The following is a 25,608-nucleotide window of genomic DNA, read 5'->3' on the forward strand; positions in this document are numbered from 1 at the left end:
CAAATACTCCCTTTCATTCTATAGTTATAGAAGAACAGGGATGGATGCTAAATAGTTGGATTTAAATTTAATGGGGTTAAGGATGTAGAGAAGCCGAAGAATGGGGACTGCCGAACGTATGTGGGATTTGAGACCGATGCGGAGGGCGAAGACAGCGAATAATGCCATCATCATGATCATGAAGGGGAACGCTGGAAGCAGGGGGAGAACATTCTTGACTGCAGGCGCTTCAATGGCGCCGTTGGAATAAGCATCCATTGCCCACTCGAACTGAGGGGAATTGTCCAGATGCGCGGTTGCTTCATGCCGGGGCGGACTTAGATAGACAGCAGCGATGAAGGCCGTAAGTAAAATAAACAGCATTAATCTTTTTCTGATCATAGGCTCACCTCCTTCATTTGGGTTAAGGGGGATTATATCATGGGGATATCGGGTTGTCTATTTTGGATTTCCCCCTCATCCTTCTGGTAAAGCGTCAGAAAAAAGCACGGTTGAACTTCTGAACGATATAATCAATAATCGGGCCGATCTGTGAATCATCCACCATGGACAGTTTGTCCGCCTGAAATAATTGAACTTTCTTGAACATGTAGTAGTCATGAAGAACCTGCTGCAGCGACACCTGGTTGATCAGCAGGTATTTGAAATCGATTATTTCCCGGAGCAGCACATTATCCTGAAGCAAAATAAATTTCGGATTCATCCGGTTAAATATCCCCTGCGTCATGCCATCCTCATAAAACTCCAGAATCTTCTGTTCGCGCTGATGCATGACATCCTTAAGACGATCGTACAGGTCGGGGTAGATGGCCTGCAGCTCCTTCAGAAACACATCCGTGATGTTACCGGCCAGCATGACGGATTGCTCGAACTGCTGCTGAAACCGGGTGCCGAACGACGGCTCCGCAGCCTCGGAAGCCGGAATCAACAGTTTGTTTATATAATCCTCATAAGTGCCTACGACACCCTCGATGACTTCCTCCTTGGAAGAAAAATATTTGTACATGGTAGCCCGGCTTACGTCCATGCTTTTCGCAATATCATCCATTTTTAATTGTTGAAAGCCCTCTTTGACAATGACCGCATTCAGCTTCTTCAGCATTTTGGTCCTCGTTTTACTTTGATGGTTTTCCGTTTCATCCATATCTGTTTTATCCTCCTCTGATTTCTATTCTTATATTATACACAATCCCCTGCTATAGTATATACAACAATTACATAATAGACAATTTAGATTCTTTTTGTTTACTTTATGATAAAATGATGTTATCCTCATTACGAAGTTCAAAGCCGAGGAGTGATTATTCATGGCGGGATGATGGGAACCCGGTTCATGGCTGCATCATGAGAAAACAAAATCATGGAAAGAAGGATAAAAGTGAAACTAAGCACACGAATGGCTTTGCTCAGCTTGTCCATAACGGCAGCGTTCGCCCCCATGCTCGCGGCACCGGCGATCAAACTGCTCAAGGTTGATTTTCCGGATACCAGCGCGCTGCTCATTCAATGGGTTGTCACGTTGTCTTCCTTATTTATCCTGCCGACCTTATTCATGGCCGGTTATTTATCCAGAAGGTTTTCCAGGAAAAACATCCTTATAGTTGGCCTGATCCTGTATCTTATTGGCGGTGTGGGACCGGCCTTCCTGAATTCCATCACCGGCATTCTGGTTTTCCGGGCGCTTCTCGGTCTGAGCATCGGATTGATCTCTCCGACGTTCAATGCCTTGATTGCCGAGAATTTTCAGGGCAAGGAACGTTCCAGAATGAACGGATTGGTTACGGCGGTGAACGGAATCGGCGGCGCGATCTTCCTAACGATCGGCGGCTTCATCGCAGCGTATGGATGGAGAAGCGTTTTTTTCAGCTATTCCTATGCCGTTCTGCTCCTTATTCTGGTGCTGCTGTTCATTCCCAAATTCCCTCCGGTTCAGAGGCCCGCACAGGGCAGCGGCCGGCCTGCGGTAAAGCTTCCGCGTCTCTTCTACGCCATTGCGCTGGGCAGCGGACTACACATTATGCTGTACTTCACCATTCCGACGAGCTTGTCGCTGTACCTGGCTGAGAATGGGATCGGAACCGCATCGACGGTCGGATATTTATCCGCGCTTTCCCTAATCGGGACCTTTGGTGCCGGACTTGCCATTACTTCGCTGACCCAGCTGTTAGGCAGAGTCCTTGTTCCGTTCGCTTTTGTCGTATTCGGGCTTGGCTTCCTGGTGGAAAGCCTGGCGCATTCCGTGTTGGCGGCGGCGATGGCGGTATTATTGATCGGCTTTGCGGAAGGATTGTTCTTCCCGATGATGTTCAACAAGACAGCCGAGATAGTGCCCAAAGAGCGGATGACGAGCGCTTTTTCCATACTGCTGGCCTGCAATTATTTTCTCCAGTTTATGTGTCCGCTGTTCATGAAGGGCATTCAATCGCTGTTCCATCTTTCTTCGACCAGAGGAACGTTCATGCTGTTGGCAGCCGCAATGGGCGTATCCATGGTCGTTTCCCTGCTGTTCGTAAGAGCAAGACGGGACCGGCAGCCGGCAGCTTCATTAGAAAATTAATTATTATGGATACGGCAGGCACTCCATCCAAACAATAAAAATCAAGCATAAGGAGCATGATCAAATGAAAACACTCAATCAATTCTATATAAATGGACAATTCGTGAGCCCTCAGGGCACGGATGTACTGGACCTCATCAATCCCTCAACCAAAGAAATGACCGGCCGTGTAACCTTGGGCAATGTGAAGGATACACAGGACGCGATTGCAGCTGCGAAGCAGGCCTTTAAGAGCTTTTCAAGAACAAGCGTGGAAGAACGCAGTCAGATGCTGCAGAGACTGCATGATGCGGTAATGGCCAATTCGGAGGCACTGATTCAAGGCAATATCGAAGAATATGGCGCCCCGCTGAATGCGGCCATCGGACGCGTCAATCTCGCCGCGGCGGATTTTCTTCGTACGAAGGAGGCGCTGGATGAGTTTGAATTCGTCCAATATATGGGCAAGGCGAGGGTTGTTCTTGAGCCGGTGGGCGTCATCGGCATCATTACGCCATGGAATGCGAGCTACTCCCAGATTGCCGCCAAGCTGGCCTCCGCCATCGCTGCCGGCTGCACGGTGGTCATCAAGCCGAGCGAGCTTAGCGCGATTCAGACACAGCTGTTAATGGAATCTTTGGACCAGGCGGATATTCCGGAGGGTGTCATTAATATCATTAACGGAACAGGCGATGTGGTAGGGGCAGAATTAACCCGCCATCCGGATATTGCAATGATCTCTTTCACAGGGTCCACCAATGTCGGGAAAATCATTCGGCATGGCGTCGTCGATACGATGAAAAGATTGACGCTGGAGCTGGGCGGCAAATCGCCGAATATCATCCTGGACGACGCCGATTTCAACAAAGCCGTTCCGCTTGCCGTCAAGATCGCTTACGGCAACAGCGGACAATCCTGTATTGCCGGCTCCCGGCTGATTGTTCCCCGGCACCGCCTTGAAGAAGTGAAGAGGCTCGCCAAGGCGGCCGTTGAAGCGATCAAGGTAGGCGACCCCCGGGAGAAGGATACGATAATCGGCCCCATGGTAACCGGGAAACAGTACAACAATGTGCAGCGGTATATCAAGCTTGGCATGGAAGAAGGAGCGGAACTTGTTATCGGCGGCGATGGGCATCCGGAGGGGCTTGAACAGGGATACTTTGTAAAACCGACCGTTTTTGCTAATGTCACCATGGACATGACCATTGCCAGAGAGGAAATATTCGGACCGGTGCTTTCTATTTTAACGTATACAACCGAAGAAGAAGCGATAGAAATGGCCAATGATACCAGCTATGGACTGGCGGCTTATATCAGCTCCTCCAGCCTGGATAAAGCCAATCGAATCGCTTCCCGGATTTCATCGGGCATCGTCATGATCAACGGAGCCGGCCCCGAGATGAAAGCTCCGTTCGGCGGGTCCAAGCAATCCGGGATCGGCAGGGAATATGGCGTGTACGGACTGGAGGAGTGCCTGGAGCCCAAATCCATCACAGGTTACGATCTCGTATAAAGGTGAACGACAATCAGCCGGAACCTGTTTCCTGAGGTTCCGGCTGCTTGTTTATTTGAATCCGGTTCTGCTTCTCTAATATCCAGCAGTCACAAGAGTGAATTCCTCTGCAGATGCAGACCGCCATACCACTCGTCTCCCGGCAAAGACCAATGCTGTTCACCAGCCCGTACACGCCGTCCCCGTTCCGTCAGCAGCAGCATACATTCACCGAAATCCGGATTCCCCTGCCGGTATTTTGGAAATACCGCCTTCCCCTCAATATGCAGCAGGGGACCAGGCTCCTCCGCCATAACCGCAAGGCGATGCCAGTATTCCAGATCGCCCATCCCGAGAAAATTCAACCTATCGCCGACCTCACGAAACAGCTCGTATGGGGAATGGATCCCCTTTTCCATATATTCCAGCGTGGTTTGCTCCACAATTCCAAGCCCGTTGCCGGCAGATGGCAGCCTGGATAAATGCGCCTCGAACGCCGCCCGGGAGAAAGGCAGTGCAGACGTATCCTCCTCCAGAAACCGGGTATGTTCCGCAAGCTCCGGCGAAGCGTAAGCTTCCCATAACCGGCTGCCCAGCTCCAGCTCCCTTGGTCCGACCGGCTGCCATGTGCCCGATAAGGCTGCCAATTGGGAAGGCGACAGCTGTCCGAGTCCCCGGAACACCTCAATACCCGGAAATGAGCCTACGCACAGCAAACTGATTTTCGTTGCTGCCTGCACCTGCCGGGCGAACCAATGCAGCAAGCAGCCAAGCATCGTCTGGTCGAACAGATCGTGCTCGAACCACAGGATCACCTCGTCGTATCTGTGGAATTCCTGCAAAGCCGCCTCCTGCTCCCCGCTGCTCCGGATATATTCCTCCCGAGGGATTCCCAGCGTCCGTTCCAAATATCCGGCACGTTCCGCCCGGTTCCCCCGTTCGCTCATATCGCGGAACACGGGTCCGAACGTATACAACTCCCGCCATACGAGGATATCTCCCTGCACGACACCCTGTTTCAGCTTATCCGCTGTGGCATCTCCGTTCACAATATGCAGCATGCGCCTTGACGCAATCATCTTCTTGTTCACCTTCCCCCGTATGCTAATTTATGATTTAACTCAAGCATCGCCCAATGTTGTCCCGGGGGGACGTACCTCGTGCAGGGCAATTAACCGGGTTGTCGCCAAAGCGGACCAGATTTCTTATTCTCTAACGGTTCTGCCAATTCCTCTATTGCGAGCTGAACCTGCCTCACATAATAATATGCACAATAACAGCTTCTTCTGAACCTGACCTGGAAGCCCCTCAAAATTCTTCTGATTAAATTTAAACCCTTCGTGCTGTCGAATGAAGTCTATTCTCTATGCGGCTTGCTCCGTCAAAGAAAAATAAACAAAGACAGGCGGCCGATGTCCAACATCCGCCGCCTGTCTTTTGTCTTATAAATCTGCACAACGTTTAAGCACGCTGCTTAATCGCCTTTACCGTTCGAGTAGAGCGTAAAGATCAAATCCCGCTTCCCGTTATTTTCGGCTGCCCAGGTAAGGCCGCCATCCAGAGAGAGCTTCTCATATCCATCCGGATACGTATCATCGTCGCTGTACGCAAAGCCGTAGTTGTTGTCTGTGGATGGTGTGTTCACGGATTTTGGCGATTTCAAGATAAGCCCGTATTTCCTTGTGGTATCCAAATTATCCAGCTTGGGATAGATCGAATACGGACTTACGCTCCCAGGGATGTTATACGCCGGAAGTGACGCGGAGAACAGGGTCTTCTCCGGGTTATCGTTCTCATCCAGGGTGACAATATCGAAGTAATACGCATCCGCCGGAACGGCATTCACGTAGCTCTCATAAATGTATACATCGAGCTTCGGCAGATCGCTCTTATTCAGCTCGAACACCTGCATCCGCTGAATACCGGCACGGACGTCCGAATAACTCTGATATCCCGCATTGCTGTTGTCCTGATCAATGACAGAGCCGCTGCCTCCTTTGATGTAATAGGCTTCAATTTCATTAATCGACGGGATAATGTAACTGGTCGTCATGTATAATCTAAGTTTGCTTGTGGATACGGTCTTGAAAGTAATCACCTTATTATCACCGACCGTATAGCCTTTCGTCAGATCAACGTACTTCTCGCCGTCCCAGTACTGCAATGCGTAATTAGCAATCTGGAAATTGGTATCCCGGTATTCCTTGATCACAACCTGGTTCACGGAAGTTGCCCTGCCAAAATCAATCTCTGACCATTCATCGTTCTTATGCCCGTCGGCGGCGCTCCATCTCGTCGACACTTGTCCGTCGGTCATATTAGCCGCTTCATATCCCGCATCACTCCAGGTAGAGGACACGTTGACCTGTTTGCCCAAAGCAAGATTCACAGGCGCGGCATCTTCGTCCTTGCCGGATCCGCCATTCTCTATTCTAATAATCGCCGTACCGCCAGGCGGAAGCGTGTAAGAGAGCTTCCCGGACGCCTTGCCCAGCGTTCTTCCGGAATAGACCTCGTTTAACGTATATTTCTCATTCCCTCGCAGGCCCAGATCGGCAAAATCAACCTGGATTTGCGCCTCTTCCTTACTGTTCCAATTGGATAGACCGACAAGGATGCCGCCCCGGTCATCCTTCGCATAAACAGCCGATGGGGAATGCTCTCCTTTATGATACACATTGGTCATCTTAACCGGTTTGGCCGCTTGACCTTTGCCCACAATCCTCAAAAGCTCCTTATTCTCCAGAATGCCCAATCTCTCTTCCGACAGAAAGGGAATATTATCGCCAATCAGCCAATGCCCACCGCCAAGCGCAACGGTCGTCGCCAGCAGCTTCCCGTCATTCTGGCCATACTTATTCCAGAAGCCTTGGGCAAAGTTCTCCGGAATGATCATATCGGGATCGTTATACTCATAAAGCGTTCCGTTGGTCCACCAGGAAGCGGCCGTGTTGAACGCCTGGCGTTCAATTCCCGAATAACCATCGACGCCGATCGTTGTATCGCAAGCAGACCTTCTTCCATGTGCGAACGCCGCAGGAAGCAATGGAGCGATGGATTCATTGATGTAGATGGGCCGTTTGGCGGCGAGGACGGTATCACGGATTATCCCCATACCGATCCGGTAAGCCTGAACGCCATTTACCGTTTCGTCATAATGTTGACCTTCATACATACCCATATCGATAAAATCCAGCTTGAGGTAGTCGAAGCCCCAGTCGATATATTTCTGAATGGCATTACGTATTGCCGTTTGGGCGGCAGGATGCGAAACATCCATCGCATATGTGCCCAGATAGGTTCTGATCAACTGCCCGTTCTCATCCCTGAGGCAAATATCCCGGTGAGTGTACGAGGTCCCTTCAATGGGCAAATCCAGCCAGGCGTCATAAATGGTGAACGGCGTCTGATAGCCGCCTACCTTGAGCCCTTTGCTGTGCACATAATCGGCAAACTGCTGCATCCCTTCATCGAAAGGAACCTCGGAGGAAGGCTGGAACCCCCCGTCCAGATTAAAATATTCATAACCGAGCGGCTTCAGATGCTCCGCCATATAATCCACCATACCCTCCAATGCTTCCGCAGATGCATAATTATAGTGGGAATAATAGGTGTTATATCCCATCGGCACATCGCCGTTCCATTTCATGCGAGGCTCTCCGATATCGTATACGGTTCCGTATTCTTCCAAGCCGGCTTGATAATCGCCGTAAAAGCCCAGAAAGAATCGGTCCGAGGAAACCGTTTCTCCGCTTTGAGAGCCGCCCCAATTATAGAGGCTGTAAGAGGTGAGCGGTCCGTTCGCTGCCGCTGCCTGCCCGAGGCGCTGACTGCTTTTCCAATTCTTGACGGTCGCTGCGCCACCGATAAATCCTTGTTTGGCATTATTGTCAAAAACGGCGGATACCCAGTGGCTGACCCCGTTGAAGGGTTCCCACTTCAGCTGCTCACCCTCGAAGCGGTCTGCGCCGTTCTGGCTGCCGCCGAAGTCATTAACCGGCGCTATCCCAAAATCAAAGTTATTCGTATATGGAGTGGTAAATATGCGCTTATCCGTCCCTGCTCCAATATCCAGGTAGGAGGAAGACACAGGCTCTAGAATATCAATGCTCTGGGCAGCCGGACCGGTTACATTCATATCGGTCAGAAAATAGGAGCTATCCGGATAGAGATAAACCGTCAGCGCGATTGCAGAACCGGAATCCAGCGCGTTGCGGAGCGTTAATTGCATGCCATTCCGGCCGTAGCCGTCGCTTGGGATCTTCCCCCACTCGGCTGTGCGTTTGCCCGGATCGCTGGAGCGGATTCTGGTCTCTTTGCCTGTGAGCTGATAATTGGAGTTGAAATCCCGTATGACTGTCCTGTCTCCCCAAGCCACATTCCCAAGGCCAGTCGACAAGTCATAGGTGAGCGTGTATTGCCCGTTTGTTGCTGTTACCATTTCCTTCTTCTGCTCGATTGCCATTTTGGACTTGGCCAAATTGACTTCAGGCATCATCGTAATTCCTGTCACAAATAGCAGGACGACCACAATTGCTTTGACCAGACCCATTCTATGCATGAGTACCCTCCCAGGGTTATTGAAATCATTACATCTTTAATTTCAGATTATTTCCACAGCTCTTTACGCTTGTTGTAATTATCCGTGTATATCTTCTCAATGGCCGACAGCCCCGCCGTCTCCAGCTCTTTCATCATTTTGTCGTACAGGGACGCTGCCTCCGCTTCGGAAGGAGCCATCACCATTCTCGGGAAATACTTCGAGACGGTTTCGTTCACCTTCTGCTGCTTGATCACCTCCGGCGTGCCGCCGCTCGGACCCAGATTGTCGTACAGGGCGGTGTCGAACGAAGTGTCAGCCAGGTTCTTGATTGCCAGCTTTGCTACAGCATCCGTCTCGTAACGGCCAATCAGGTCATATGGCGTTCCATCCTCGCCCGGACCATTCTTGATTGCCCATGTCCATTTCCGGATTCCGGTATCCGTCGAATATCCGGCCCAATCCTTCTTGAAGCCTTCCAGAACCTCGGGTCTTGGCACATGCTTGCCGTCCTTCATATCCCAATGCGTGCCCTCCACTCCCCACATCAACAGGTACTGGCCTTCTTCGCTTGCCAAATAATCCAGGAACTTGATGGCGCTGACGGGATCTTTATTGCTTTTGGAAATAGCAATGCCGTCCCAGCCAAGCGAGTTTTTGGGTCCGTAGGTTGTTTTGGCGGGATCCACGCCCGGAGCAACCACTTTATACGGATAGAACTGGCTCTCTTCCGCTTTGGACGGATCTGCTGCTTCCTCCTTCAATATCGTGTTGGGCTTGCCCAGATTCCAGAATGCGTCGGCTGTCGCAAACACGGCGCCCGAGGACAATTTCTGTTCGTACTGCTGCGTCTTGTTTGTCGCCCACTCGGTATCGATCAAGCCCTCCCTGTACAAGGCATTCATAAATTTAATCATGTCCAGGTATTTCGGGTCCTTCACATCGCTTTTGAGCTGGCCATCGGTTTCATAGAACGGCATAATCCCGAACATCCCCTTGAAGGTTCCGGTGATGGCTCCCATATTCTCCCCGTTCAAGGTCATCGCCGTGGAAGGCTTGCCATTCACATTCGGGTATTTCTCCTTGAATTTCCTGAGCAGGTCCACGAACTCTTCCGAGGTGAAGGGCTCCCCGTTGTCGGCCTTGGCTCCGGCTCCAAGCTCCTTCATCACGTCCATTCTCATCAGAAAACCGAATACCGGATACTGCTCAAGCCCGTACCAGTTAGCCAGATAATAGTTTTTCCCATCGGTATGCCGGGTTTTGTTGAGCATGTCGCCGTACATTTTCTTGATGTTGGGTCCATACTTCTCGATAAGATCGTCGAGCGGAACAAGGGCGCCGGCCACAATATATTTGTCGAGCACATCGCCGCGCGCAATCGACATGAGGTCCGGCAGATCATTGCTCGCCAGCATCAGGTTCAGCTTCTCCGCAGGATTGCCGGTAGGCTGCTGAATTTCCAGGGAAACGCCGGTTTTCTTCGTGATTTCCTGGGCGACCGGATTATCGAACGCATCCCCGACATTCCGGTCGAAGAACGTGAAGGTAACGGCCGGTTGTTCTCCGCCTGCCCCGGCCGCCTCTTCATTCGTGTCCTGCGCATCCGTTGCTTCTGTAAGCGGCGTGCTGTTGCTGCCGCATCCTACCAGTAACGAGAATAATACAAGAATCATGACAGTCAACCGGTAATACTCCTTCTTCTTCATTGCTGATCAGTTCCCCCTTAAGATATGATAGCGATTTCAATTTTTCCATGAGCAGTATCCCTGGCCCATCATGAATTGCGCTATAACTTAGCTTAATTGTAGACAGCCGATCCTCCGCTTTCTATACAACAAAGTGATGAAACATAACGGAAAACGCCTTTCATATAAACGTGACTGTCTTCGGCAGGCGAATATTCACCGCGGTGCCAATCCCGAGCCTGCTGTAGATGTTCACGCCATAGCGCTCCCCGTAGGCAAGCTTGATTCTTTTATCCACATTATAAATACCGTAGCCCGCAGGCTGATCGGTCTTCTGCGCGAGCCTCTCCAGGACATCCGCGGGCATGCCCATACCATCGTCGATAACAGAGAATACCAGATCATCTCCGTCGGGCATCAGCCTGATAATGATTGTAATGCCGGACTCATCATCCCAGATCGCGTGATTGATGCAGTTCTCGATAAAAGGCTGCAGAATTAGTTTGACCGTGGTAAAACGCAGGAGCGATTCATCCAGCAAATAATGGACCGTGAACAAGCCCTCGAACCGGGTCTTCTGAATCGACAGATAATGCCGGGTGAGCATAATTTCCTGTTCGATCGTAATCCGCTTCTTGCCTTTGTTGAGCGAGATCCGGTAGAACTTGGCCAGATCATCCGCCATGAGATGCCCCTGCATATTGTTGTTGGTAACCGCAAGCGCCGATATGGAAGCTAGTGTGTTATAGAGAAAATGGGGGGTGATCTGCGCCTGGAGGCTGTCCATCTCCGCTTCCTTCTGCGCAATTTCCTTCTTGTACACGTCATTGATCAAATCCTGTATGGTCATGGCCATTTTGTTCAAGGCAAAAGACAGCTGTCCGACCTCGTCATGGCCCATGGACCGGAAGGACAGATCGAAATTCCCCCGCTCCACCTTGCGGATTTGGTGAAGCAGCGCTTCAAAGCGCTTGGTCATGAGCTGGCTGGTCCCATAGATCAGGAGAGCAGCGGCAATAATGCAGCCCAGCGAGATGTACAGCATTTTCCGGGAGGCATTCCGGGCCTGCTCCAGCAGCTCGTCATAGGGCAGCAGGACAACCGTCCTCCACCCGTTCATCAGCGGTTTTTGAATAACCATGGCCTTTTTGCCGCCGCTAATTTCACTATTCGGGATGCTGCTTGCTGTATGGGAAAGCGCTTGGGGGATCACTTCCGCGATGTTCAGGATCTTGGACGGCCTGGTATTCGTGGTAATCAAATTGCCTTGTTCGTCGGCCACAAAGATTGTTTTGTTCTTGTTCTCCTTCTCGATAAGCGAGAAGAATTCCCGCTCTGTAATCTCCATCGTGAGGATGCCGTAAGGGAAATTCAGGCTCAAGTAATTCAGGGAACGCGCCAGAGTGACGACTCTTTCCTTGGCTGATTTCTGATCGGGATAGAAGTTGGTAATCCGCCCCTCCGCCTGCATCGACTGCATCGTCAGCGTCTCCGGCAGCTCATCCATATGCTTGATGAAATAACCGTCGGAATGAAGGGTCTCATTGTCCGTGTAGATGGTGATTGCCTTGAGGCTCGGATTCATGGCCATGACCTTGTACAGCAGCTTATTGATATAATCGTAGGCGTCCAGATAGGATAAATCGTTCTTCTTATACCGGTAAAGCAAATAATTGCGCAGATCGCTGTCCATATAAATTAAGGTGGATATCTGGTAGTACAGATCAAGCTTGTTTTCGATATTATTGTTGATCTGGTCAATGGTGCTTCCTACGTTCTCAACCGCCTGATGAACCAGCTGCTCCTTGATCGTGAGATAGGAATAGATTACAAAAAAGGAAATCGGCACGATCGTAACGAGCAGAAAGACGAGAAACAGCTTGCTTCTGAAGCGTTTGTTAACCAGGCTCAGGTACAGGGTGGATGCAAGCCTATAGAAACTTTTTACGATATTCATTCGGTGTGACCCCTTGCGTTTTATAGAAAAACGAACAAAAATACGATGTATTGTCATAGCCGACTTTGCGGGCGACATCATGAATCTTCAGCGTTTTGTCCCCCAGCAGCTCCACCGCCTTCTGAAGCCGGACCCGGGTCAAATATTCATGGATCGTGCATCCCTTCTTTTCCTTGAACAGCACTCTCAGATAGTTGGGGGACAGATACACCTTGCCCGCCAAATACTCGATCGTCAACGATTCGAAATATTCCGTTTCGATCACATGCACCACTTCCTGCACCAGCAGCGCATGCCGGTCCTGCTGCCTGTCAGCAAGGTACCCGGCGATTCTGCCGATCAGCCCCTGGATAAACTCCTTAATCCCATTAATGGTATCCATATTCCTGACCCGTTGGTTCCAGCTGTTCAAATCGCCCACCTCCAGGCCGGCTGCTGCCCCATATTTGGCGAGCTCCCCGGCAATCTTGTCGAGCAGAGCCGCAGCGGCGCAGAGAACCCCGTTTTTGCTCAGACGCACTCTGGCCATCCTGTCAAAATATTGACCGATATCCTCCCGCAGCGGCTCTCCGTCAGCGAGATTCATCTTTTGCAGAGTCGGCTCATCTTCGGGGTCCATATCCGCATCAAGTCCACTCTGAACCTGACCGGCACGGATAATGCCGCCATACCCCCGATAGAACCGTTCTCCCGCCGCTTTCTCCGCTTCCTTGAACATGCGGTAACCCTGATTCAGCGGGGCTGCCGTTTCACAAATGCCGATGGTCGCCGTCCAATCCAATGTCCCGCGAATGGCGGACGACATGTCCTGCCAGAATGGTTCATCATTCACACCCTCCCTATATTCGATGATCAGCAGCCATTCATGCTCCTGCTTCCTGACGGCCATTCCTCCCATCTGGCGGCTGTCCAACAGCGATTGAATCGTCTGGTCCGCTATTACGGCCGCCTTCTGCAGCGGCGCAGCAGCTTTCGGATAAAGGGGATAGCCGTCCAGGCTGATAAGAGCGGTTACATAAATCCGGTCCCGATATTCCGCATCCATGCCGGACAGCGCACGCCAGGCCTGCTCCCGGATTTCGCTGTCCCCTGCGGTCAACACCTCCGACACCTGCTGTGCGGCAAGCAGCTGCCGGGAGCGGCGGAGCAGCTTTATTTTCTCCACCTCCTGTCTGCTCCTGTCCATGACGGCAAACAGCTCCTTCCGGTCAATCGGCTTCAGAAGATACCCGACCGCGCCGGACTCAATCGCAGACTTCACATAGGTAAATTCATCATGCCCGCTTAGAAAAACGAGCTGAATCCAACCCAGCTTCTCCTGAATCAATGCAGCCAGACGGAGCCCGTCCATAACCGGCATCCTGACATCCGTCAGCACAATATCCGGCTGCAGGCGCTGAATCTGCTCCCAGGCTTTCCTGCCGTTCCTTGCTGTGCCAGCAACCCGAATGCCCATGCTTGCCCAGTCGATGTGATTCTCCATCAGGTCCAGCTCAATCGTTTCGTCATCCACAAGAAATATGGTCAACAATTCGCATCCCTCCTCGTGAATCAATTAAAAGCTCCCCTATTATACTATTGCCCCTTCACGCCATGAAGCCATAACCTGCCATTTCCGGTTATGTAAGACGTTTTCCCGCATAGATCTGCACATTGTTATATTGAGGCGGCAACAAGCAGCCCGTATAATTTTCACATTACGACAGAACGGGGTGCGCACATGGAAACAGCCGTCAAGGTTGGCTCAAAAGATTACGTCTCAAAAAAAACCGTGAAACGCCGGCTGATCGAGCAAAGATACCTCATGATCATGCTGCTTCCGGCCCTGATCTGGGCCGTCCTCTTCGCTTATCTGCCGATGGCGGGGCTTTATATGGCATTCGTCAATTATCAGCCATCGCTGGGAAACTTCTGGAGCTCACTGTTTCACAGTGAATTCGTTGGCATGTACTGGTTCGATTATTTCTTCAATAACGGCGATTTCTATATCATCATGCGCAATACGCTGGCCTCCACGCTGCTAACGCTGCTGGTGTCCTTTCCGGCACCGATCATTATTGCCATCGCCCTGAATGAAATCAAGAACGGCATGTTTAAGAAAACGATGCAGACTGTATCCTACCTCCCGCATTTTATCTCGTGGGTTATCGCCGCCAATATCGTCGTGACTGTGCTGTCCTCGGACGGGATCGTCAACAAGCTGCTCCAGCTGCTGCATTTGACCGACAAGAGCATCCTGTTCCTGCAGGAGGGCAAATATTTCTGGTGGATCGTGGCCTTCGGGAATACGTGGAAGGAGATGGGCTACAGCTCCATCATCTATCTCGCCGCTATCTCCTCCATTAATCTGGAGCTCTATGAAGCCGCCAAGGTCGACGGGGCCGGACGGTTCAAACAGATTATTTATGTGACTCTGCCGCATTTGAAGCCGACGATTGTCATTCTGCTCATCCTCTCGCTGGGCGGCGTGCTCAATGCGGGATTCGATCAGCATTACCTGCTGGGGAACGGACTCAATCAGGAGTACTCCGATGTGCTCTCGACCTATTCCTTCCGGTATGGTCTTCAGAATTCCATGTTCTCCTATGCCTCGGCGGTCGGCCTGTTCAGCTCAGTCGTTGCTTTCATCCTTGTGGTCATCGTGAATTTCTCTTCCAAGAAGCTCAATAACCAGTCGCTATTTTAACAGAAAGCAGGTACAGCCGTATGACAGAAAAAAAGACAATCCCGGATAAGCTCTTCGATATTTCGGTTTACGCCTATATGCTGGTTATTTTCCTGATTACGTTCTACCCCTTCTGGAACATTCTTGTGGTGTCCCTGAACGATGCGACCGATTCCGTTCGCGGGGGATTATATCTGTGGCCGCGGGTGTTTACGCTGGACAGCTATCAGACCATATTCCGGAACTCGGAGCTGATCAGCTCCGTGAAGGTGACTGTGCTGCGGACCGTTGTCGGTACGCCGCTTTCCGTCCTTTGCATCTGCATGATGGCCTATTCGCTCAGCAAACGCGAGCTGATCGGCTGGCGGTTTTTCACGCTTCTGTTTATCTTCACCATGTACTTCGGCGGGGGCCTGATTCCTACCTATATGATCATCAAGTCGCTCGGGCTGATCGATTCCTTCTGGGTGTTCATATTCCCCGGGCTGATCGGTGTGTTCCTGATGATTCTGGTGCGCACCTATATCGAGCAGCTGCCCTCCGAGCTTGAAGAGTCCGCCAAAATCGACGGCGCCAACGAGCTGCAAATTTTTGTCCGCATCATCCTTCCGCTCTGCGTTCCCGTACTTGCGACCATTGCCCTGTTTATCGGAATCGGCCATTGGAACGCCTGGTATGATTCCTACATCTACACGTACAAGCCCGAATTAAAAACGCTGCAGGCCATCCTGGTCAAAATCCTGAACCAGTTCCAGACCGGCTCCATGGTCTCGGAAGCCGAACAGATGGCCAACAGCACCAAGCGGATTCCCGTTTCCGGTGAAAGCATCCGGATGGCCGTCACGATGGTGGCAACCCTGCCGATCGTGCTTGTCTATCCATTCATCCAGCGGTTTTTTGTCAAGGGGATCATGATGGGGGCTATTAAGAGCTGATTAATATGGGGGAAGAATATACATTCTTATCCTTTGTGAAATATAAAATTTGGAAAAAAAACAGACCATCCATGATATTGATCATGAGTGGTCTTGCTTGGTATTACTTTATCATACCCGAATATCTGCTGAAGGAGCTGTGGAAGAGGAGTCTAATCCATCTTCCCGACTCAATTGATCTTCAGCTCTGTCTCGTTAGTTCGTCACGCTCGGCCTTCAAACGAACCGTAACCGTAGTCCCGGCGCCAGGCTGAGAAGATATGCTGATTCCATAATGATCTCCGGCATACAGCTTAATGCGCTCATTAACATTAAACAGACCATAGGAGCTTCCGCTTCCGGAACCGTCGTTCCTGGCTTCGGGCATCGCTTCCATTAGAAGCTGCCGCGACAGCCGCTCGTCCATACCGATACCGTTGTCGGACACGGTAAAGAGGAGATCCCCGCTATCCTCTCTGACGGAGATGACGATGGTGCCGTGTTTTCCCTTGGCTTTGCGGATCCCGTGCAGCAGCGCATTCTCGACGATAGGCTGAAGGATCAGCTTCGGCATCAGATAAGCGTCCAGCCCCGGCTGGATCTCCAGCTGAAAATCGAACGTATCCGGAAACCGGCTCTGCTGAATTTCCAGATAGACCTGGGCCAGACGGAGCTCGTCCTCCACGCTGACGATGTTCTTGCCCTTGTTCAGACTGAGCCGGAAATATTTGGCCAGGCTGTCGATCATCTGGCTGATGTCCGCTGCTCCCTTGCCGATCGCGATCCAGTTGATCGTATCGAGCGTATTGTAGAGAAAATGAGGATTGATCTGGGCCTGCAGAGCCTGCAGCTGCGCCTCGCGTTCATGAATTTGAGCCTTGTACTTCTCTTCGACAAGCGTACGCACCCGGATGATCAGATGATCGACGCTTCGTTCGAGCATGTGAAAATCGCCGTTTACGGGCGAGAGATCCTTCAGACTTTCTGTCCCTTCCTTGCGGATGACGGTAATGACATGATTCACCCTGCGGTTCATTCCCCGCACGATGATAGTCAGCAGGACAAAAGGCAGCAGGAGAAACAATGCAATATACTCCAGAAGCGAAGTCCATTCCGACCTTTGCGTCAGCTTGACCGCGCGCTGCGACAGCTGGGATTCGGTTCCTTGGGCAACCAGCTTCCAACCGGTTGAAGGAAGTGTCGTATACATCACGTCATTGACCTCCGCATCCAGCTTGAGCGTGCCGCTGCCTTCGCTTCCCTGCTTCAACAGGTCCAATATGGACCGGTCAATGACCGTGCCGATCCGTGTCTTGTCAGGATGATAGACCACGGAACCGCTGGAATCCACAAGATAAACCTGCGTGCCCGGCGAGAACTGGAGAGCCGATAGAATATCCGACACCAGATTCTCCTTTACATCGACCATCAGCACGCCAGATACCTTATCGTAGTGATTGGGGTCCCGGAGCATGCGGGCAGAGGAAAATATATTCACATCGCCCACATCCAGGTAGGTTTCCTTGTAATCGCCCGTCCACACGATTCCTCCATTGGCCTCGATGATGTCGGAATACCAAGGTCTTCCCTTCAAGCTGTCCAGTGCAAAAAAATTGATCTTCTCTCCCGCATACAGCTTCGATTTGTCGACGAACAGGCGGACATGGAACACGTCGGTATTCAGCTGTACCGTATCGACGAGGTACCTCAAGTCCTTGATGACCTGCAGTTGAATGGCAATCGATTGGTCATCGGCTCCAACGGACAGGTAGGAATGGAGATTGGAATTCATGAATGCGGCGTCGCTCAAATCCTGAATATGCTCCAGCCGGTAAGAGAGATTGCTGCCCGCCTGCTTCAGCGCCTGCTGCATCGTCCGCACCACTTCACTCTTCAGAATCATGGCCGAGCGCTCGTAATAGCCGTACAGGAAGACGGCCGCCGGAACCACGATCAGCAGCAGATAAGCGAGCAGCCATTGGCGGGGAATCGTGAAGCGGCGGACGAGACGGCGGAGCAGAGCGGCTCCGTCTGCCAGCAGACGCAGAACCGATTTGACGGCTTTATACATAATTGTCCCGGTAAACGCTCGGCGTTACTCCCGTTGCTTTCTTGAACAGCTTGGTGAAGTAGCTCGGATCCGTATACCCGATCGCATAGCAGATATCGTAAAACTTGTACTGGGGATCGCGCAGCAGCTCCTTCGCTTTATCCACCCTGACCTGAGTCAAATATTCGTTAACGGTCTGTCCGGTTTCCTGTTTAAACAACAGGCTGACATAGGTTGGCGTCAAATACACCGCCTTGCCGATATCGGCCACGGTCAAACCGCCGTCCGCATAGCTTTGCTCAATAATCGTCCGTACCCGTTCGACCAGATTAGCCACTTTGCCCGTCCGCTTCTCACGGATACGTTCGCAAACCGCGGACAAATGCGATTCAATCAGCTGCCGCATCTCGCCAAGCGTCTCCTGCTCGAACAATGCTTCCCACAGCAGGGATTCGGCCCCTTCCAGCTCGGAGGATTGCGCATTGAGCTCCAGCAGAAGCTGCCCTACCGCAAGCACGATCTGCAGACACACATTGCGTCCGTATTTCAATCCGTCCCGCCGGTTGCGGCTCAAGTCCGTGAATATATGGTCGAGAACCTCCCGCAGCTTGTCCGGATCGGCAGCCTTCAATGCCGAAATGAGCAGCTCATTATGAACCAGATCATACCTGTTGATACTGCTGGCATCCGTCTCGGGGATTTCCAGGCTGTCCATCGTGATAATCCGGTTTTTGCCCAGATACCATTTATGGTCAGCCGCCTCGCGGGCCTGCTTGTACGAGTGAGCCAGGTGGGACAGAGCGGCCACCCGGTCGCTAATGCCGATCGTAACGCTGATTTTAAGCCAGCGTTCCAGGTTATCGCGGATATCTCCGGCTAACGCGAACAACGCTTCCGCCGCATCCGGAGCGTTATCGCCTTCCATGTCCATCCGCAAAACACCGACGAATTCGCCGTTTCGGTGTTCGAAGGCATACCCGCCGAGGTGGGTAGCGATCAGCTCCTGGCATATGTTCAGCACCGAATACCAAAGCAGCTGGCGATCCCGCTCCGAACGGCTCGCCATCACTTCGGCCAGGTCATCGACGGAGATGACGATTACCCAATAGGAAGCCTCGACGGGCAAGTCCAGCCCGAGAAATTCAAGCCGCTCGCCAAGCTCCACCTTCGGCACGCTGTTATCGATCAGCGACAGCAGAAACTTCTCCCGCAGCAGCGGCATGCCCTCCTTCAGCTTGACCTGCAGTTCCTGTTTAAGCCGCTGCTCCGCCCGCTCCGCATCCAGATCCGCGACGACCCGCTTCATCACCGCGCTGAGCTCCTGCAGATTGACCGGTTTGAAGATGTAATCGACCGCGCTTACTTTCAAAGCGGATTTCAAATAATCGGCATCATCATGACCGCTGACAAAAATAATTTTGCACTGGGGATAATGAGCGGAGATTTGCCGGGACAACGTGATCCCATCCATGTTCGGCATGCGAACGTCCGTCAAGATAAGATCGGGCTGCTCCATCCCGATCATTTCCAGCGCAACGTCCCCATCGTCCGCTTCGCCCATCACTTCAATACCGAAGGAGGACCAGTTGAAATAGGTCTGCAAGCCGGATCTCACCGTCGGCTCGTCATCCACGATCAGCAATTTGTACAACGCTCTATCCTCCTTTCCCACTCATTTGCGCTTCCGCTCCCGTCACTCGTTCGGACTCTTATTTCCGCAAAAATCTGACTCCTTGATGTTCTAATATTTCATGCAGTTTGTCTATTGAAATATTTCTCATCGAGCTGGATTCATCCAGCGAAACGGCAGCCGCAGCGCCTGCAGCCTGCCCCAGCGCATAACAAGTCGCTTGTACTCGCATGGAGGACATGGCAACATGCGTTGCGGAGATCGCTCTTCCCGCCACGAGCAGATTGTCGATTGCGTCGGGTACCATGCACCGATAGGGTATATCATATCCGCTGACTTTACGCTCATCCGTTGTTTTCTTCGCATCGGGACTATGAATATCGATCTCGTAATTGGTCTGCGCGACCACATCCGGGAAGCGGGCTCCGCTCACCACATCATGCTCGGTCAGCGTATAGAGTCCCTCGATTTGATTCGTCTCCCGAACTCCGGTCTGCGGGGCAATATGGGATAAGGCGTAGGTTTCGAATCCGGTTTTCTGCAAGTAATACGCAATGGAGAACACCTGCTTCAGCGCTTCGGTCTCCGCATAATTGACATCCTCGATTTTGGCGCCGTTCGCTTTGACACGCGACATATTGACCAGCAGCGTGCCATCGTTATTTTGCTCCCAATACAATCTTCGTCCCTGCGGCAGATCCGATACATCCCCGTAATCATAGCAACCTTCCGGCAATACGGGCGTGACGGGCTTGCCGGTATTTTGCATGGTGAACATCAAAGTCATCGGCTGCGTCAAGCCGTCTTCTTCCCGGCCGGCGTGATAGGGGACACCCGCATCGATCGCTGCCCTGGCGTCGCCTGTACAATCGATGAAGCAATCTCCCTCGAAAGCCTTCAATCCTTCCCTGGTCGATACGATAACCGCCCGGATCCGGCTGCCCTCCTGAATCGTTCCGATGAATTCGCAATGGTAAAAGACCTGCACCTGTTCCTTTTTCATTTTCCCGTTCAAATACTGCCGGAGCAGGAATGGCGAATACTGCGGCGCAATGGACTGATCATGATCCGGCGGCAGATATTCCGCCATCGTCTCCGAGATAATCTCCCGGTAAATTCCGGTTACATTGCCTACGGGCATAAATATGCTGACATTGGCGAGCGTCCCCATGCCGCCAAGCTGTGCCGATTTCTCCAGCAGTACGACCTTCTTTCCGCAACGCGCCGCGCTGATCGCCGCAGCCGTGCCCGCAGGACCGCCGCCGATTACAATGACCTCCGCATGCAGATACGTATCAATTTGACGCTTGAATGAATATTCCGTGTTATTCATAGCCAAGTCTCCTCCAATGAAAGGAAGCGGCAAGCTGCTAACCACCTGCCGCCGCCTATTCTGTTATTTTTGTAGAGTCGCGTACCAATCATTGATTTCTTTCGCGCTTGCTTCTTCTCCGGCCGCTTTATATTTGGCCTGGAATGCTTCCAGTCCGGACAAGGATTCGGCACCCGCGATAAGCTTCACCGTATAATCGCCGACCATGGATTCCAATTGAAGATTGTTCTTGGCGTATTCCGGCATAAACGGTGCAAGACCAAGCTTATTCGGGATTTTGACCTCATCAGGCTGCTGGTTGTTCAGAAAATCGAATGCCTCGAACATAACCGGATTTTTGCGGACGCGGGCCTGCCAGTACAAGGGATAATTGGTCTCGTCCGTTCCCGCCATATAGTTGTTCGCCAGATTGCGTTCATCAGTGAAGATCGGCAGGATTGGCGTATAAGCGCCGTTCTCAAACGTATAGTGCTTGCCTTCTTCCCCGATAGCCATATCCTTGAACGTCTCTGCATCCAGGCTTGCGTTGATCCATTTGACCGCGTCCTCCGGATGCTCGGAGGCTTTTGGAATGAAGGTCAGCCGGTCGAAGCCCGCATTAGCCGCGAAGCCCGCTTTGCCTGCCGGACCCTTCAAAGCCGGGACATAAGCGAATTTCGCATCCGGAAGATTCTTGATCATCGCATCGGAGATTGTCGGAATGTCGGCCCAATGGATAATAATGGCGCCGGCTTTGCCGCTTGAGAACTTCTCTTTGGCGGTTGCATCTTTGTTGGCGATGAACTCCTTGTCAAGCAGGCCTTGCTTGTAAAGCTCGGACGTATAGGCGATATAATCCTTGTAAGCCGGGTCGAGGAGCCTTGGAACCAGCTGTCCGTCCACATCGTTCCAGGTATTCGGCATGCCGAACGCGCCCACGATATTATCGAGCATCGGGAGGTCGCCCCTGATCGTAAGCGGCACATTCTGATCTCCATTGCCCCCCGGATCCTTCTCCTTGAACGCCTTGAGAACGGTGACCAGCTCGTCTGTCGTTGTCGGCATCTGCAGGCCCAGCTTCTCCAGCCAGTCCGTACGGATCAGGATGCTGCTGTTTACGGGATAGGTAATCGACGTCGGAATCGCGTATAACTTGCCGTCGACCTTGAGGGCATCTATGGATTGCTGCGAGATCGATGTTTTGATATTAGGTCCGAATTGCTCGATGAGCGGGGTCAGATCGACCAGCGCCCCCTTCTGGGCATAATCCGAGTAGAGCGCCATATCGCTGGAAGTGGTGACGAGATCGTACGGTTCGCCTGAGGCCATAAGCAGATTGAGCTTCTCGGATGGCTTATCCTGCGGCAGCATGTCGTACTGCACTTTATATCCCGTCTTCTCCTCCAGCATTTTGGCAACAGGATAGGTGTTGTAGTCTTCGTTCTGCCAGACGTCCAACCGCTTCAAAGTGGGCTTGGACTCCGTGTCATTACCGGCTGCGCTTCCTTCACTGCCCGCATCTGCCGCCGTATTCGAATCCCCCGAAGCGTTCCCCCCGCCGTTGTTCGACGAGCAGGCTGCCATAGCCGCGATGATAAATGCAGCCATTACCATAACCATGATTAACCTGGATCCTCTTCCCATTGTAAAACCCCCCTGAATTTATTATATATCATTAAACTTTCACAAAATCCCTGACAGCGTTAATGCAAAAGTGCGCTTACCCTTTGACAGAACCGATTAATACGCCTTTGATAAAATATTTCTGCAGGAAAGGATAGACCAGCAGAATGGGAATGGTCGACGCAATGACCGTCGCCGATCTGATCCCTTCCGCCGGAACGTTCATCATATCATCGGCGCTCTTGTTCAAGGCCGAGGATGTATCGGCATTCATGACGATGTCCTGCAGATATAACTGCAGCGGCTTGAGCGAAGAGCTGTTGATATAGAGCATCGGATTGAAATAATCATTCCAGAAATAAACGGCGTAGAAGAGTCCGATCGTCGCCAGCACAGGTCCGCTCAGCGGAAGGATAATCCGGAACAGGATGGTGTAATTCCGCGCCCCTTCCAGCTTGGCGGATTCCTCCAGACTCGAAGGAAGATTCTCGAAGTAGCTTTTGATGACAAGCAAATTGAATACGCTGATCAAGGCCGGCAGAATAAGCGCACCCAGATTGTTAATCAAGCCCAATTGGCGGATGAGCAAATAATTCGGAATGATGCCTCCGTTGAACATCATCGTGAAGATAAACAAGACAATGAGAACTCCCATACCGGGAAGCTCCCGTTTCGACAGCGGATAGGCCGTCAGCGCCGTGATCAGCAGGGACGACAGCGTTCCGATCACGGTAATAAGCGCCGAGATGAGCAATGAATGAAGGAATTGACCGGAGGTTGCGACGTAATGCAGCGTATCGAGCTGAAACCCCACCGGAATAATTCCGACTTTGCCTGACACGATTGCCCACTCTTCGCTTATCGACTTTGACAGCACATTCGCGAAGGGGAGCAGTGTCGCGAGCCCCATGACGATCAGGATGATATAAATCCCGCCATCCAGCGCATAGTCTCCGATTTTTTTGCTGTGCACAGTATCTAACCCCCTACCAGATGCTTCGCTGAAGAAATTTTCGGCTGAGCATATTCCCGCCCATAATCAGCAGGAAGCCGACTGCGGAATTGAACAGGCCAACGGCCGTGCTGAAGCTGTAATCCTGCTGCCCCAGACCCATGCGGTATACGTACGTTCCGATCACGTCCCCGCTCTTGTAGACAAGAGGATTGTACATGGTCAGAATTTGTTCGGTCCCGGCTTCCAGCAGGCTGCCGATGCGCAGAATGAGCATCAGTATAATAATCGGCATAATGCCCGGCAGGGTGATGGACAGCATCTGTCTGATCCGGCCCGCGCCATCGATGGAAGCCGCCTCGTATTGTTCCTGCTCGATTCCCGCTATGGCGGCTATGAAGACAATGGCGTTCCACCCGATTTCCTTCCAGCCTGCCGTGAATACAACCACGCTGCGGAATAATTGATTGTCGGTCATGAAGGAGATGGGCTGGCCGCCGAGCGAGCGGATAATCTCGTTGACAAATCCCCCTGAAGGCGAAAGGATGTTGATGAACAAGCCCGAAATAATAACCCATGACAGAAAATGCGGCAAATAAATAATGGTCTGGATCGTGCGCTTGAAGAACATCCGCCTTACTTCATTCAGAAGCAGCGCGATCACGATCGGGATCGGAAACAGGATTACGATCTTGTACAGACTGATCAGCAGCGTATTGGCAAGCACCTGCAGAAACTCATCCGAATGAATCAGCTTCTCAAATTGCGCAAATCCCACCCACTCGCTGCCTGAAATGCCGCTAAAAATATTGAAATCCTGAAAGGCGATCACAATCCCGTACATGGGCGCGTATTTAAACAATAGCAAAAAGATAATCCCCGGCAGCAGCAGCGCATACATGTCGAGATTCCCGCGGATCAGCCGCAGGCGGCCGCCTCTCTTTCCCATGCTGACGGCAGACTTGCTATCGATCGAGATGTCGGCCTTACTCAAAATCCATCACCTTCTTCTGTCTGTTATGTCTTTATTTTAAATAACCGGCTCCCGCCTGAGTAGAAGGCAATCCATCGATTTCTGGTGGTATTGTATAGTGTTTTATAGAATTTTATAGGGCAAGAAGAAACGGCTGAGGCCGTCTTTTGGCGGCGCAGCAAGTGAAACTTATACATTCTGTAGGGTTAAGAAAAAGCCGCTCTTCTACTGGAGAAAAGTCGGCTTATAAATGGCCCCCGGGAAGATAGCTTACGATCCGAAATCCCCTCATTAGCCCCTTCCCGAATGGTTGCCTCCGGCATATATAAATGGAGAACAAACAGATCAGACATTTGAAAAGGAGCGGATAATCAGGTGCCATCGGGCGATGGAATCAAAATCGACGTCGTCATTCCGGCTATTGCCAAAGATTTGGGTACTCTTCCTCACGTGATCGAGGGCGTAAGGAAACATGTGGCGCATCCTATCGGCCAGATCTTCGTCGTGGCGCCCGAAAACAAAAAGATCAAGGCTGTCTGCAAGCGCAAAGGCTGCACTTTTGTTCATGAAGACACCGTCCTCCCCCTTCGAAAAAAACATATCGTTTATCACTCCAAGAAATGGGAAAGATCCGGTTGGCTGTACCAGCAGCTATTAAAGCTCGGGAGCAGCTCCTTCGTGGGTCAACAGCATTATTTGGTCATGGATGCCGACACTGTGCTTATCAGGCCTCACCGATTCTACGTGGACAGCAAACAGGTGTTTTATTGCCGGGGATGGAGCCAGCCGGAGTATTTCGTCACCTACCGCAAGCTCCTTGGAAAGAAGGCTCCCCGTCCCCGCTCCTTCGTGACGCATTATATGATGTTTGACAAGGAGAAGCTCGAGTCGCTGAAGAACAGGATCGAGAAAAAGCACGGAAAGAAGTGGTACAAAGCGATCATCGCAAGCATCAACCGCAAAAAGCAATTCGGGTTTTCCGAGTTTGAGACTTACGGCAACTATGTGTATTCGCTCAATCCCGGGAAAGTCCGTTTGAAGAGCGCGCTGAACAAAAGTCTGTTCTCCAGCCCGTCAGTCCTGTCCCAATCGAAAATCAGCAAGCTGGCAGGCAGCTACCGTTCGCTTTCTTTTCACAAAAGAAAAGAATATATCCGGACGGGAAGCAAGCAGTCTGCGAAAAATTAGGCCGTACAGTAAAGCGGGGCGTTCAGGAATCGCCGCCGATGCACGCCGGCCCTCGGGTTATCCGACGGTAAGTAAGAGGATTTGCGAA

General features: G+C 51.7%; 18 protein-coding genes. 5 read left to right on the top strand and 13 right to left on the bottom strand.

Translation table 11 applies throughout. The features are described 5' to 3' along the window. Positions 1–24: 24 nt before the first annotated feature. Entirely contained in the window at positions 25–381 is a 357-nt protein-coding gene (locus AC0YOB_RS34355) for a hypothetical protein (RefSeq protein ID WP_475796608.1), read from the bottom strand. 94 nt (positions 382–475) lie between these two features. Further along, complete coding sequence (locus AC0YOB_RS34360; protein WP_475796609.1) at positions 476–1,144, bottom strand: TetR/AcrR family transcriptional regulator; 669 nt, start codon at positions 1,142–1,144, stop codon at positions 476–478. 216 nt (positions 1,145–1,360) lie between these two features. On the opposite strand from AC0YOB_RS34360, the gene AC0YOB_RS34365 reads away from it, so the two are divergent. Continuing rightward, complete coding sequence (locus AC0YOB_RS34365) at positions 1,361–2,557, top strand: MFS transporter (protein WP_475796610.1); 1,197 nt, start codon at positions 1,361–1,363, stop codon at positions 2,555–2,557. A 64-nt stretch (positions 2,558–2,621) separates the two neighbouring features. Beyond that, positions 2,622–4,049 carry an aldehyde dehydrogenase family protein gene (locus tag AC0YOB_RS34370; protein ID WP_475796611.1) on the top strand — a complete coding sequence of 476 codons (1,428 nt, stop codon included), beginning with the start codon at positions 2,622–2,624 and terminating at the stop codon, positions 4,047–4,049. A gap of 89 nt (positions 4,050–4,138) precedes the next feature. On the opposite strand, the gene AC0YOB_RS34375 is transcribed toward AC0YOB_RS34370, so the two are convergent. From AC0YOB_RS34375 to AC0YOB_RS34395, 5 genes are all read right to left on the bottom strand, one after another. Continuing rightward, complete coding sequence (locus AC0YOB_RS34375) at positions 4,139–5,107, bottom strand: DUF1835 domain-containing protein (protein ID WP_475796612.1); 969 nt, start codon at positions 5,105–5,107, stop codon at positions 4,139–4,141. 395 nt (positions 5,108–5,502) lie between these two features. Then, on the bottom strand, positions 5,503–8,589 hold the full coding sequence (locus tag AC0YOB_RS34380; protein ID WP_475796613.1) for a discoidin domain-containing protein: 3,087 nt from the start codon (positions 8,587–8,589) through the stop codon (positions 5,503–5,505). Between the two features lie 47 nt (positions 8,590–8,636). Next, positions 8,637–10,277: an ABC transporter substrate-binding protein gene (locus AC0YOB_RS34385; RefSeq protein WP_475796614.1), complete on the bottom strand. Its 1,641-nt coding sequence runs from the start codon at positions 10,275–10,277 to the stop codon at positions 8,637–8,639. Between the two features lie 160 nt (positions 10,278–10,437). Then, on the bottom strand, positions 10,438–12,213 hold the full coding sequence (locus AC0YOB_RS34390) for a sensor histidine kinase (protein ID WP_475796615.1): 1,776 nt from the start codon (positions 12,211–12,213) through the stop codon (positions 10,438–10,440). Then, positions 12,188–13,744, bottom strand: coding sequence for a response regulator transcription factor (locus AC0YOB_RS34395; protein ID WP_475796616.1), 1,557 nt, complete (start codon positions 13,742–13,744; stop codon positions 12,188–12,190). Before AC0YOB_RS34395 ends, AC0YOB_RS34390 begins: the two co-directional genes overlap by 26 nt. Before the next feature lie 273 nt (positions 13,745–14,017). Between AC0YOB_RS34395 and AC0YOB_RS34400 the strand changes: the two genes are divergently transcribed. Continuing rightward, positions 14,018–14,899, top strand: coding sequence for an ABC transporter permease (locus AC0YOB_RS34400; RefSeq protein WP_475787381.1), 882 nt, complete (start codon positions 14,018–14,020; stop codon positions 14,897–14,899). 20 nt (positions 14,900–14,919) lie between these two features. Then, on the top strand, positions 14,920–15,813 hold the full coding sequence (locus AC0YOB_RS34405) for a carbohydrate ABC transporter permease (protein ID WP_475786839.1): 894 nt from the start codon (positions 14,920–14,922) through the stop codon (positions 15,811–15,813). Positions 15,814–15,994: 181 nt separating this feature from the next. On the opposite strand, the gene AC0YOB_RS34410 is transcribed toward AC0YOB_RS34405, so the two are convergent. The 6 genes from AC0YOB_RS34410 to AC0YOB_RS34435 all read right to left on the bottom strand — a co-directional run bounded on the left by AC0YOB_RS34410 (position 15,995) and on the right by AC0YOB_RS34435 (position 24,308). Then, positions 15,995–17,863 (bottom strand): cache domain-containing sensor histidine kinase, encoded by a 1,869-nt coding sequence (locus AC0YOB_RS34410; protein ID WP_475796617.1) that lies wholly within the window; start codon positions 17,861–17,863, stop codon positions 15,995–15,997. Beyond that, entirely contained in the window at positions 17,856–19,493 is a 1,638-nt protein-coding gene (locus AC0YOB_RS34415; protein ID WP_475796618.1) for a response regulator, read from the bottom strand. Before AC0YOB_RS34415 ends, AC0YOB_RS34410 begins: the two co-directional genes overlap by 8 nt. A 58-nt stretch (positions 19,494–19,551) precedes the next feature. Next, the gene (locus AC0YOB_RS34420) at positions 19,552–20,805 is read right to left on the bottom strand and encodes an FAD-dependent oxidoreductase (RefSeq protein WP_475796619.1); all 1,254 of its coding nucleotides are present in this window, start codon (positions 20,803–20,805) and stop codon (positions 19,552–19,554) included. Positions 20,806–20,868: 63 nt separating this feature from the next. Continuing rightward, positions 20,869–22,428 (bottom strand): extracellular solute-binding protein, encoded by a 1,560-nt coding sequence (locus tag AC0YOB_RS34425; RefSeq protein ID WP_475796620.1) that lies wholly within the window; start codon positions 22,426–22,428, stop codon positions 20,869–20,871. Positions 22,429–22,504: 76 nt separating this feature from the next. Then, positions 22,505–23,380, bottom strand: coding sequence for a carbohydrate ABC transporter permease (locus AC0YOB_RS34430; RefSeq protein WP_210046768.1), 876 nt, complete (start codon positions 23,378–23,380; stop codon positions 22,505–22,507). A 13-nt stretch (positions 23,381–23,393) separates the two neighbouring features. Next, positions 23,394–24,308 (bottom strand): ABC transporter permease, encoded by a 915-nt coding sequence (locus AC0YOB_RS34435; protein WP_475796646.1) that lies wholly within the window; start codon positions 24,306–24,308, stop codon positions 23,394–23,396. Positions 24,309–24,707: 399 nt separating this feature from the next. On the opposite strand from AC0YOB_RS34435, the gene AC0YOB_RS34440 reads away from it, so the two are divergent. Next, positions 24,708–25,520: a DUF6492 family protein gene (locus tag AC0YOB_RS34440; RefSeq protein ID WP_475796621.1), complete on the top strand. Its 813-nt coding sequence runs from the start codon at positions 24,708–24,710 to the stop codon at positions 25,518–25,520. Positions 25,521–25,608 lie beyond the last annotated feature (88 nt).

The organism is Paenibacillus sp. JT31N17 (assembly GCF_056269255.1).

Bases quoted from the DNA above. Each gene is read 5' to 3' on its own strand.
- AC0YOB_RS34355 (WP_475796608.1), bottom strand. From the start codon at position 381: ATGATCAGAAAAAGATTAATGCTGTTTATTTTACTTACGGCCTTCATC.
- AC0YOB_RS34425 (WP_475796620.1), bottom strand. From the start codon at position 22,428: ATGGGAAGAGGATCCAGGTTAATCATGGTTATGGTAATGGCTGCATTT.
- AC0YOB_RS34410 (WP_475796617.1), bottom strand. From the start codon at position 17,863: ATGTATAAAGCCGTCAAATCGGTTCTGCGTCTGCTGGCAGACGGAGCC.
- AC0YOB_RS34360 (WP_475796609.1), bottom strand. From the start codon at position 1,144: ATGGATGAAACGGAAAACCATCAAAGTAAAACGAGGACCAAAATGCTG.
- AC0YOB_RS34390 (WP_475796615.1), bottom strand. From the start codon at position 12,213: ATGAATATCGTAAAAAGTTTCTATAGGCTTGCATCCACCCTGTACCTG.
- AC0YOB_RS34380 (WP_475796613.1), bottom strand. From the start codon at position 8,589: ATGCATAGAATGGGTCTGGTCAAAGCAATTGTGGTCGTCCTGCTATTT.
- AC0YOB_RS34400 (WP_475787381.1), top strand. From the start codon at position 14,018: ATGATCATGCTGCTTCCGGCCCTGATCTGGGCCGTCCTCTTCGCTTAT.
- AC0YOB_RS34405 (WP_475786839.1), top strand. From the start codon at position 14,920: ATGACAGAAAAAAAGACAATCCCGGATAAGCTCTTCGATATTTCGGTT.
- AC0YOB_RS34420 (WP_475796619.1), bottom strand. From the start codon at position 20,805: ATGAATAACACGGAATATTCATTCAAGCGTCAAATTGATACGTATCTG.
- AC0YOB_RS34370 (WP_475796611.1), top strand. From the start codon at position 2,622: ATGAAAACACTCAATCAATTCTATATAAATGGACAATTCGTGAGCCCT.
- AC0YOB_RS34375 (WP_475796612.1), bottom strand. From the start codon at position 5,107: ATGATTGCGTCAAGGCGCATGCTGCATATTGTGAACGGAGATGCCACA.
- AC0YOB_RS34385 (WP_475796614.1), bottom strand. From the start codon at position 10,277: ATGAAGAAGAAGGAGTATTACCGGTTGACTGTCATGATTCTTGTATTA.
- AC0YOB_RS34365 (WP_475796610.1), top strand. From the start codon at position 1,361: ATGGAAAGAAGGATAAAAGTGAAACTAAGCACACGAATGGCTTTGCTC.
- AC0YOB_RS34435 (WP_475796646.1), bottom strand. From the start codon at position 24,308: ATGGGAAAGAGAGGCGGCCGCCTGCGGCTGATCCGCGGGAATCTCGAC.